Source organism: Blastococcus sp. KM273129 (genome assembly GCF_021698995.1).
GTDB lineage: Bacteria > Actinomycetota > Actinomycetes > Mycobacteriales > Geodermatophilaceae > Blastococcus.
Window position 1 is genome coordinate 1 of the sequence record NZ_SSXB01000107.1, and the last position, 10,451, is coordinate 10,451.

Genomic DNA, 10,451 nt, shown 5'->3' on the forward strand with positions numbered 1-10,451 from the left:
GCGGCTCGGGGCGGCGACGCCGGCGGGCGCGGCTGCTCGACCCGGGTGGCCGCGGCCCGCAGCCGGGTGGCGACGGACGAGCCCGACATCCCGCTGCCGCCCGAGCCCACCGACGACGAGGACTGGCCGCACCCGGCGCAGCCGGCCGCCGTCCGGGCCGCGGCCACCCGGGTCGAGCAGCCGCGCCCGCCGGCGTCGCCGCCCCGAGCCGCCGCCGAGTCCTCGCCCGCCCCGCGCGGGGGCGAGCCGACGCCCGTGGTGTCGGCCAACCCCGAGGAGCCGGCCGGCGAGGGGGAGCTGACCACGACCGACGTCCGCCGGGTGTGGCCCGAGCTGCTCGCCATCGTCAAGAAGCACAAGCGCACCACCGAGGCGCTGCTGAACAGCTTCCAGGTGCACCAGCTGGCCAACGGCGTGCTCGTCCTGTCGACCTCCTCGCCCGCGCTGGCCCGCCGGATGAACGACGACCTCAACCGGGAGATCGTCCGGCAGGCGCTCAACGAGCTGCTCGGGGTGCGCTGGCGCATCGACGCCGTCGTCGACGGCGCCGGGCCGGCTGCCGCCGGTGCCCGCGCGGTCGCGCCCGAGGCGGCTCGGGAGGCGGCGCGCGCCGCCGAGGCCGCCGAGGCACGCGAGCTCATGGCCGAGCGCGCCGCGGAGGGGACCGACGGGGGAGGCGCCGAGCCCGGGCCGGTCGTCGACCAGGAGCAGGCGGCCCTGCAGCTGCTGCGTGCCCAGCTCGGCGCCCGGCCGCTCGACGGCTGACGGGGCTGCTCGCAGGGACGCGCCGCGCCCCCGGGGCAGCGGTGCGACGCGCAGGACGCGGCGGCGCGCCCTCACCTGTCGCACCCGCGGCCTACTCTCGTGGCATGTTCCCCGGAGGCCAGCAGCCCGACCTGTCGCAGCTGATGAAGCAGGCGCAGCAGATGCAGCAGCAGCTCGCCGCCGCCCAGCAGGAGCTGGCGGCCACGGAGGTCACCGGCACCGCCGGTGGCGGGCTGGTCTCGGCGACGATGACCGGTGACGGCGACCTCACCGCGCTCACCATCGCACCGGCCGCCGTCGACCCGGACGACCTGGAGACCCTGCAGGACCTCGTCGTCGCCGCCGTCCGGGACGCCAAGCGCGCGGCGGACGAGCTGACCGCCAGCCGGATGGGGCCGCTCGCCGGCGGCCTCGGCGGCGGCGGCCTGGGGCTGCCGGGCCTCTGATCGGGCGCGCCCGCCCGATCCACTTCGCAACCCGAGGAGCACCGTGTACGAGGGTGCCGTCCAGGACCTGATCGACGAGCTCGGTCGCCTGCCCGGCGTGGGGCCCAAGAGCGCCCAGCGCATCGCCTTCCACCTGCTGTCGGCCGAGTCGGCCGACGTCGGCCGGCTGGTGGCCGCCCTGACGCGGGTGCAGGAGTCGGTCCGGTTCTGCGTGACCTGCTACAACGTCGCCGAGGCCGAGCAGTGCCGCATCTGCCGCGACCCGCGCCGCACCGAGGACGTGCTGTGCGTCGTCGAGGAGCCCAAGGACGTCGTCGCCATCGAGCGCACCCGCGAGTTCCGCGGCCGCTACCACGTGCTCGGCGGGGCGATCAGCCCGATCGACGGCGTGGGCCCGGACGACCTCCGGGTCAAGGAGCTCATGAGCCGCCTGATGGACGGCACCGTCAAGGAGCTGATCATCGCCACCGACCCCAACCTGGAGGGCGAGGCGACGGCGGCCTACCTGGCGCGGCTGGTCGGCCCGATGGGGCTGGCCGTGTCGCGGCTGGCCAGCGGCCTGCCGGTGGGCGGTGACCTCGAGTACGCCGACGAGGTCACCCTCGGGCGGGCGTTCGAGGGTCGCCGCCGCATCGACGCCTGAAGAAACCCCGCTGCCCTCCACCCTGCAGCTGGGCCGTTCCAGCAGCTCGCGTAGGTCACGGCTTGGTGTCGATGGACGACCGGCACTGCCCGGGGGCGACGGCCGCCGCCTAGGGTTCCCAGGCGTTCCGCGGACCCTGTGGCGTCCGCGGGCCCCACGTCCGGAACTCGTCCGGCCCGCCGTGGCCGAGGAGGCAGGTCTTCCGCGATGACACGTCGTCGTACCACTCGAGCGCTCGCCGCGTCCGCGGCCGCGCTCACCGCAGTCACCCTCTCGGCCTGCGCTTCGAGCGACCGGGACACCGAGGAGGGCGGCGGCGGGGAGACCGCCGCCTCCGGCGGCACGCTCGTCTTCGGCGCCGCCGGCGACCCCGCGATGTTCGACCCGGCCTTCGCCAGCGACGGCGAGACGTTCCGGATCGCCCGCCAGATCCACGAGGGCCTGCTGACCAACGAGCCCGGCACGACCGAGCTGGTCCCGGCGCTGGCCGAGGACTGGGAGGTCAGCGAGGACGGGCTGGAGTACACGTTCAACCTGCGCGAGGGCGTGCAGTTCCACGACGGCACGGACTTCAACGCCGAGGCGGTCTGCTTCAACTTCGACCGCTGGCACAACTTCACCGGCCTGGCCCAGAGCCCGAGCGCCACGTACTACTACCAGGCCGTGTTCGGCGGCTTCGCCGACAGCGACAACCCCGGCATCTACGAGGGCTGCGAGGCCGTCGACGAGAACACCGCGGTGATCACCTTCAACCAGGTGACCAGCAAGATCCCCGCCGCGCTGTCGCTGCCGGCGTTCTCCATCCAGAGCCCCACGGCCCTGCAGGAGTACGACGCGGACAACCTGTCCGGCTCCGAGGACGCGATCAGCTACACCGAGTACGCCCTCGAGCACCCGACCGGCACCGGCCCCTTCCGCTTCGACAGCTGGGACCGGGGCAACGGCGAGGTCACCATCGTCCGCAACGAGGACTACTGGGGCGAGCCGGCGCTGCTCGACAGGATCATCTTCCGCACCATCCCCGAGGGGAACACCCGCCGGCAGGAGCTGCAGGCGGGCACCATCGACGGGTACGACTTCGTCTCGCCCGCCGACTACCAGACCCTCGAGAGCGAGGGCTTCCAGGTCCTCGTCCGCGACCCGTTCAACATCCTCTACCTGGGCTTCAACGGCGGGAACGTGCCCGGCACGAGCGCCAACCCGGCGCTGCAGGACGAGCGGGTGCGCCAGGCGATCGCGCACGCGATCGACCGCGAGACCATCGTGAACTCGCTGCTCCCCGAGGGCTCCGAGGTGGCGACGAACTTCATGCCGCCGTCGGTCGACGGCTGGGCCGAGGACGTGCCGACCTACGAGTACGACCCGGAGCGGGCCCGCCAGCTGCTCGAGGAGGCCGGCGCCGCCGGCACCACGCTGCGGTTCTACTACCCGACCGACGTCAGCCGGCCCTACCTGCCGGACCCGGCCGCGATGTTCCAGGTGATCGCCGAGGACCTGCAGGAGGTGGGCCTGACCATCGAGCCGGTCGCCCTGCAGTGGAACCCGGACTACCTCCAGGCGGTGCAGGCCGGCCAGGCCGACATCCACCTGCTCGGCTGGACCGGTGACTACAACGACGCCTACAACTTCATCGGCACCTTCTTCGCCGAGGACCAGAACAACCAGGCGTCCGCGGAGTTCGGCGCGTTCAGCGCCCCGGAGATCTTCGCCGCGCTGGCCGAGGCCGACGCCGAGCCCGACCCGGCCAACCGGACCGAGCTCTACCAGGAGGCGAACCGCCTGATCAAGGAGTACCTCCCGGCCGTGCCGATCTCGCACTCGCCGCCGGCGCTCGTGGTGGCGGAGAACGTCCAGGGCCTCGAGCCCAGCCCGCTGACCGCGGAGGACTTCTCGACGGTCTCGCTGCAGGACTGAGCAGGGATCTCCCCGGCCGCGCCGGTGGTGGCAGCGACGCCACCGCCGGCGCGGCCGACCGTCCGGTGTAGGACAGCGGTGTCCGGAAAGGCTGGTCCGAGCGCGTGCTCCGCTTCATCGTCCGGCGGCTCCTCCAGCTGATCCCGATCCTGCTGGGGCTGTCCGTCCTCCTCTTCGCCTGGCTGCGCGCGCTGCCCGGAGGGCCGGCGCAGGCGGCCCTCGGTGAGCGCGCCACCCCCGAGGCGATCGCCCAGTACAACGAGCTCTTCGGCCTGGACGAGCCGCTCTACGTCCAGTACTTCCGCTTCCTGGGGCGGGCCGTCCAGCTCGACTTCGGCAACTCCACGCAGTACGGCCGGCCGGTCACCGACGTCTTCCTCGAGCGGTTCCCCGGCACCATCGAGCTGACCGTCCTGGCGATGGTCTTCGCCATCGGCGTCGGCATCCCGCTGGGCTACCTCGCCGCCCGCCGGCACGGCAGCTTCCTCGACTCGGCGTCCGTGATCGGCTCGCTCATCGGCGTCGCGATCCCCGTGTTCTTCCTGGCCTACCTGCTCCGGCTGCTGTTCGCCGTCGAGCTCGGCTGGCTGCCGGGGTCCGGTCGCCAGGACGTGCGCATCGACGCCACCCGCGTCACGAACTTCTACGTGCTGGACGGCCTGCTGACCCGCGAGTGGGACGCCGCCTGGGACGCCCTGACGCACCTGGTGCTCCCGGCGATCGCACTGGGCACGATCCCCCTGGCGATCATCGTCCGGATCACCCGGGCCTCGGTCCTGGACGTGGTGAACGAGGACTACGTGCGGACGGCGAACGCCAAGGGCCTGGCGATGGCGACGGTGCGCCGCCGCCACATCGTCCGCAACGCGCTGCTGCCCGTCTCGACGACGATCGGCCTGCAGACCGGGCTGCTGCTGTCCGGGGCGGTGCTGACCGAGACCGTGTTCGCGTTCGGCGGGGTCGGCTCGACGCTGTACGACGCGATCAGGCTCCGGGACTTCGCCGTGCTGCAGGGCTTTATCCTCATGCTCGCCGTCGTCTACGTGCTGGTGAACCTGCTGGTCGACATCTCCTACGGCCTGCTCGACCCGAGGGTGAGGGTCCGATGACCGCTCTCGGGGACTACAAGCGCGAGCGCATCGACGCGCTCGCGGCGCGGGCCGGGCAGCTGCCCGAGGGTGAGGCCGGGCTCTCGCTCACCCGCAGTGCGTTCCGCCGGCTGCGGCGGGACCCGGTGGCCATCACCGGCGCGGTCATCGTGCTCGTCTTCCTCGTCGTGGCCGCGTTCGCGCCGCTGCTGGCGCCGAAGGACCCGGTCACCCAGTACCTGCTGTCGGAGATCCGGCCCGGCACCATCCCGGGGCCCCAGGAGGGCTTCCCCCTCGGGGTGGACAACCTCGGCCGCGACCTGCTCTCCCGGTTGATCTACGGCTCGCGGCAGTCGCTGCTCATCGGTGTGGTGTCCACCGTGCTCGGCCTGGTGGTCGGGATGGCCCTGGGGGTGCTGGCCGGCGCGTTCGGCGGCTGGGTGGACACCGCGGTCATGCGGTTCGTCGACATCCTCCTGTCCATCCCCGGCCTGCTCATGGCGATCACCATCTCGGTGCTGCTCGGGCAGAACCAGTACGCGCTGATGATCGCCATCGCCGTCGTCCAGGTGCCGATCTTCGCCCGGTTGCTGCGCGGCTCCATGCTGGCCCAGCGCGGCAGCGACTACGCCGTCGCGGCGCGGGCGCTGGGCGTGAAGAAGGGCCGCATCGTGTTCGGGCACGTGCTGCCGAACTCGCTGTCGCCGGTCATCGTCCAGGCGACGCTGTCCCTGGCGACGGCGATCATCGAGGCCGCCGCGCTCTCCTACCTCGGCCTGGGCGACCCGGACATCGCCCGTCCCGAGTGGGGGGCGATGCTGGCCAACGCCCAGGACTTCCTGTCCATCCGACCGGCGCTGGCGGTCTGGCCGGCGCTGTGCATCATCGTCGTCGCGCTCGGCTTCACGCTGCTCGGTGAGCGCCTGCGCGAGGCCCTCGACCCGAAGTTCCGGAGGTGAGCCCCGTGCAGGCACCGGTGCTCGAGGTGGAGGACCTCGCCGTCCGGTTCACCCGCCGCGGGGAGCAGCCGACCCGCGCGGTCGACGGCGTCAGCTTCTCGGTGGCGCCCGGCGAGACGATCGGGCTGGTGGGGGAGTCCGGCTGCGGCAAGTCGGTCACCTCGCTGGCGATCATGGGTCTGCTGCCGCGGCGCGGCGTCGAGGTGACCGGCTCGGTCCGCTTCGACGGCAACGACCTCGTCGACGCCCCCGACCACGTGCTGCGCGGGCTGCGCGGTGCCGACATGGGCATGGTCTTCCAGGACCCGCTCTCCTCGCTCAACCCCACCGTGCCGATCGGCACCCAGGTCACCGAGGTGCTGCTGGAGCACCGTGAGATGTCCAAGGCCGAGGCGCGGGACGAGGCCACCCGGCTGCTCGACCGGGTCGGCATCCCCGACCCGGGGCGTCGGCTCAAGGAGTACCCGCACCAGCTCTCCGGCGGCATGCGGCAGCGGGCGCTGATCGCGATGGCGCTGGCCTGCGCGCCGCGGCTGCTCATCGCCGACGAGCCGACGACGGCGCTCGACGTCACCATCCAGGCGCAGATCCTGGAGCTGCTGCGCGAGCTCGTCGTCGACTCGGGGACGGCGCTGGTGATGATCACCCACGACCTCGGCGTGGTCGCCGGGCTGTGCGACCGGGTGCACGTCATGTACGCCGGCAAGATCATCGAGACGGCGGACCGGCACGACCTGTTCACCCGGCCCCGCCAGCCCTACACCGGCGGGCTGCTCGCCTCGGTGCCGCGGCTGGACTCCACCCGCGGCGCCCCCCTCACGCCCATCCGCGGCTCGGCCCGCGACGCCATCCCGTGGTCGGAGGGGTGCGCCTTCGCCCCGCGCTGCGACAACGCCCAGGACGACTGCCTGACCGAGGTGTCGGGCAGCACCGTGCCCCTGGTCCCGGACGGCCCCGGCCGGGAGCTGCGCTGCCGCCACCCGCTCGAGCACCCGTCCGCGCCGTCGGGCGCCACCGCCTCCGGAGCCGCCCGATGACCGCCGTCCCGACCGCCGGCCAGGACGACCTGCTGCGGGTGGAGGACCTGAAGGTCCACTTCCCGATCAGGAAGGGCGTCTTCTTCGACCGCACGGTGGGGCACGTGAAGGCCGTGGACGGCGTCTCGCTCACCGTGCCGCGCGGCGCCACGTACGGGCTGGTCGGGGAGTCCGGCTGCGGCAAGTCGACGCTGGGCCGCGCCATCCTCCGGCTCGAGGAGCCCACCTCCGGGCGGGTGCTCTTCGACGGCACCGACGTCGCCGCGCTCAAGGGCGAGCCGCTCCGGCAGATGCGCCAGCGGATGCAGATGGTCTTCCAGGACCCGCTGGGCAGCCTCGACCCGCGGCAGAACGTGGAGTCGCTGCTCTCCGAGCCGCTGCACGCCCACGGTCTCGGCGGGGGCAAGGCCGGGATCGCGGAGAAGATCCGCGGCCTGCTCGACGCCGTCGGCCTGCCCTCGGCCGCGCTGCGCCGCTACCCGCACGAGTTCTCCGGCGGCCAGCGGCAGCGCATCGGCATCGCCCGCGCCGTCGCGCTGGAGCCCGACCTGCTCATCGCCGACGAGCCGGTGTCGGCGCTGGACGTGTCGGTGCAGGCGCAGGTGATCAACCTGCTCGAGGAGCTCCAGGAGCGGCTGGGCCTGACCTACCTGGTCATCGCGCACGACCTCGCCGTCGTCCGGCACATCAGCGACGTCGTCGGCGTCATGTACCTCGGCTCGCTGGTGGAGCAGGCGCCCGCCGACGACCTCTACGAGCAGCCGCTGCACCCCTACACGCGGGCGCTGATGAGCGCCGTCCCGGTGCCGGACCCGGAGGTGGAGGAGCAGCGCGAGCGGATCCTGCTGGCCGGTGACCTGCCCTCGCCGGCGGACCCGCCGAGCGGCTGCCGGTTCCACACCCGCTGCCCGTGGCGGCAGGAGACGCGCTGCGACGACGAGGTGCCGGTGCTGCGGGAGCTCGGCCCGGGCCGGCTGGTCAGCTGCCACTGGGCCGAGGAGATCCGCGACGGCGTCCTCCACCCGCGCTCCCCCGAAGAGGTGCTGCACGCCGGGATCGCCGTGCAGCCGGGCGCGGGCGGGCGGGCCCGGGACGACGACCCGACCCCCTTCCTCGGCCGGGAGACTCCGTTGCCGCGGGCGGAGCAGGGCTGACCGCAGCACCCACCCCTATGCCTCCGTCTCCCGGTCGGTGACGACCACGTCGTCGCCGCGGCGCACCGCCCGGCCCACCCGCAGCCGCGCGATGCTCCCCACCAGCCGGACCAGGCCGCTGTAGCCCGGCGCCGGACCGTGGTAGCCCAGGAAGCCCCGCGGCCCGTCGAGCATCTCGCCGGTGCGCACGTCGTAGCGGCTCTGGTGCCACGGGCAGACCAGGCAGCCGTCGGCGTCGACGCTGCCCTCGGCGAGGTCGGCCAGCTGGTGGCGGCAGCGGCGGGAGACGGCGAAGTACTGGTCGTCCCCGCGGTTGCCCACGGCCCAGCCGCCGACGCGGCGGACCCTCCGCGGCGGCAGGTCGGCGGCGGGGATCGAGTCGGGGTCGGGCACGCGGTTCTCCTCGCAGGCGGCGGGTCGGCGGGGGCGCCGTACCCACCGCGCCCGGGCCGGACCCCTCCGGCGTCGGTAGGGTCCTCCCGACCGACGTCGCCGCTCCTGGAGGTTCCCGTGCGCCGGCTGCTCGTGGTGCTGGGGGTCCTCGCCGTCCTCGTGCTCGGCGGCTCCCCGGCGTGGGCGGTGCCCCCCTTCCGGCTGACCGACCAGGTGACCGACCAGGTCGGCGCGCTCGACGGCGGCACCGAGGAGGTCAGGGGCGTCGTCGAGGAGCTGCGCGCGGACACCGGCACCGACCTGTACGTCGTCTTCGTCTCCTCCTTCGACGGCGCCGACCAGGGGGAGTGGGCCCAGGCCACGGCGGAGCTGAGCCAGATCGGCGAGCGGGATGCCCTGCTCGCCGTCGCCGTCGACGACCAGCGGTACGGCACGGTGCGCCCGGCCGACTTCCCGGTCACCGGCGCGGAGTTCGACGAGCTGACCGACGAGCGGGTCGCCCCGGAGCTCGCCGAGGGGGACTGGGCCGGCGGCGTGGCCGCCTTCGCCGCCCTGCTGCGCGACGGCGGGACGGCGGCGGAGCAGCCGGCGGAGGCCGCGGACGGGGGCTCCGGCGGGTCGGGCGTGCTGCTGGTGCTCGGCGGGATCGCCGTGGTGGGGGGCGGCGCCTACCTGCTCAGCCGGTCGCGTCGCGCCCGCGGCGGGCCCGCGCTCCCGGCCGGCCGGCGGGCCGAGCCCGATCCGCACGAGGGCGTGCCCACCGACGAGCTGCAGGGCCGGGCCAGCGAGGCGCTGCTGACGCTGGACGAGGCGGTCAAGACCTCGCAGCTGGACCTCGACTTCGCCCGCTCGCAGTACGGCGAGGAGGCGGTCGCCGGCTTCGGCGCCGCGCTGGGGCAGTCGAAGGCCGACCTGGGCCGCGCGTTCGCGGTGCGCCAGGAGCTCGATGACGACTCGGGTGGGCGGGGGACCGGCAGAGACGAGCCGACGACGCGGCGCATGCTCGCCCAGATCCTGGCGCTGACCGGCGAGGCCGGCGCGCGCCTGGACGAGCTGAGCGCGGCGTTCCAGCAGCTGCGCGACCTGGAGCGGACCGCCCCCGAGGTGCTCGCCGGGCTGGAGCCGCGCATCGCCGCGCTGCGGGCGCGGCTCCCCGAGGAGGAGCGGCGGCTGGCGGGGGTCCGGCAGCGGTACGCGGGCTCGGCGGTGGCCGCCGTCGCCGACAACGTCCAGGAGGCCGCGGCCCGGCTCGACGCCGCCGACGACGAGGTGCGCGAGGCCCGCGAGGCGCTCGCCGCCGGGCGCAGCGGGCAGGCGGTGGGGGACATCCGGGCCGCCGAGGACGCGGTCGCGCAGAGCGGCACGCTGCTGGACGCCGTCGGGCGCCTCGCCGCCGACCTCGACGCGGCCGCCGACCGGGTGACCGCCGTCCGGGCGGAGACGGAGAAGGACCTCGCCGAGGCCCGGGCGCTGGTGGCCGGGGGCGACCGCAGCGGCCTGCCGCCGCAGATCGCCCGCGCCGAGACGGCGCTGGCGGCGGCCGACGCCGCCCTGCGCCCGGCCGGCGGCGGTCCCGGCGACCCGCTCGCCGCGCTGCGGCAGCTGGAGGACGCCGACGCCGCCCTGGAGGAGGCGCTGGCGACCGCGCGCGACGCCCAGACCCAGGCGCGCCGGGCCGCGGCCGCGCTGGACCAGGCGCTGCTCACGGCCCGCTCGGCGGTGGGTGCGGCGGCCGACTTCATCGACACCCGGCGCGGGGCGGTGGGCCCGGAGGCGCGCACCCGGTTGGCCGAGGCGCAGCGGCACCTGGACGCCGCCGTCGGGCTGGGGCGCACCGACCCGGTGGCCGCCCTCCGCGAGGCGCACCAGGCCGGGCTGCTCGCCCAGCACGCCCTGGACCTGGCGCAGGACGACGTCGACCGGTGGCGGTCCGGGTACGGGCCCGGCGGTTTCGGAGGCTACGGCGGGGGCTACCGCCGCGGCGGCGTCGACCTGGGCAGCCTCGTGCTCGGCGGGATCCTGCTGGGCGGCGGCCGCGGGACGGGCGGTTTC

General features: G+C 74.7%; 9 protein-coding genes and 1 pseudogene. 9 read left to right on the forward strand and 1 reads right to left on the reverse strand.

Going from position 1 to position 10,451, the window contains the following annotated elements:
- The 8 genes and pseudogenes from E9565_RS20145 to E9565_RS20180 form a co-directional block, all read left to right on the forward strand.
- A pseudogene (locus E9565_RS20145) lies at positions 1–765 on the forward strand (DNA polymerase III subunit gamma/tau); the annotation flags it as partial.
- Between the two features lie 104 nt (positions 766–869).
- Positions 870–1,211 (forward strand): YbaB/EbfC family nucleoid-associated protein, encoded by a 342-nt coding sequence (locus E9565_RS20150; RefSeq protein WP_236828582.1) that lies wholly within the window; start codon positions 870–872, stop codon positions 1,209–1,211.
- 43 nt (positions 1,212–1,254) lie between these two features.
- Positions 1,255–1,854 (forward strand): recombination mediator RecR, encoded by a 600-nt coding sequence (gene recR / locus E9565_RS20155; RefSeq protein WP_236828581.1) that lies wholly within the window; start codon positions 1,255–1,257, stop codon positions 1,852–1,854.
- 207 nt (positions 1,855–2,061) lie between these two features.
- A complete protein-coding gene (locus tag E9565_RS20160) occupies positions 2,062–3,768 on the forward strand; it encodes an ABC transporter substrate-binding protein (protein ID WP_236828580.1) in 1,707 nt (568 codons plus the stop codon).
- Between the two features lie 104 nt (positions 3,769–3,872).
- Positions 3,873–4,877, forward strand: coding sequence for an ABC transporter permease (locus E9565_RS20165; RefSeq protein WP_236828579.1), 1,005 nt, complete (start codon positions 3,873–3,875; stop codon positions 4,875–4,877).
- Positions 4,874–5,815 carry an ABC transporter permease gene (locus E9565_RS20170; RefSeq protein WP_236828578.1) on the forward strand — a complete coding sequence of 314 codons (942 nt, stop codon included), beginning with the start codon at positions 4,874–4,876 and terminating at the stop codon, positions 5,813–5,815. The genes E9565_RS20165 and E9565_RS20170 overlap by 4 nt, the downstream gene beginning before the upstream one ends.
- A 5-nt stretch (positions 5,816–5,820) precedes the next feature.
- Positions 5,821–6,852 carry an ABC transporter ATP-binding protein gene (locus E9565_RS23420; protein WP_236828577.1) on the forward strand — a complete coding sequence of 344 codons (1,032 nt, stop codon included), beginning with the start codon at positions 5,821–5,823 and terminating at the stop codon, positions 6,850–6,852.
- Positions 6,849–8,006: an ABC transporter ATP-binding protein gene (locus tag E9565_RS20180; RefSeq protein WP_236828576.1), complete on the forward strand. Its 1,158-nt coding sequence runs from the start codon at positions 6,849–6,851 to the stop codon at positions 8,004–8,006. The genes E9565_RS23420 and E9565_RS20180 overlap by 4 nt, the downstream gene beginning before the upstream one ends.
- A gap of 15 nt (positions 8,007–8,021) precedes the next feature.
- On the opposite strand, the gene E9565_RS20185 is transcribed toward E9565_RS20180, so the two are convergent.
- The gene (locus E9565_RS20185) at positions 8,022–8,399 is read right to left on the reverse strand and encodes a Rieske (2Fe-2S) protein (RefSeq protein ID WP_236828575.1); all 378 of its coding nucleotides are present in this window, start codon (positions 8,397–8,399) and stop codon (positions 8,022–8,024) included.
- Positions 8,400–8,516: 117 nt separating this feature from the next.
- On the opposite strand from E9565_RS20185, the gene E9565_RS20190 reads away from it, so the two are divergent.
- Positions 8,517–10,451: TPM domain-containing protein (locus tag E9565_RS20190; protein ID WP_236836587.1), on the forward strand; the 1,935-nt coding region annotated here is incomplete at its 3' end.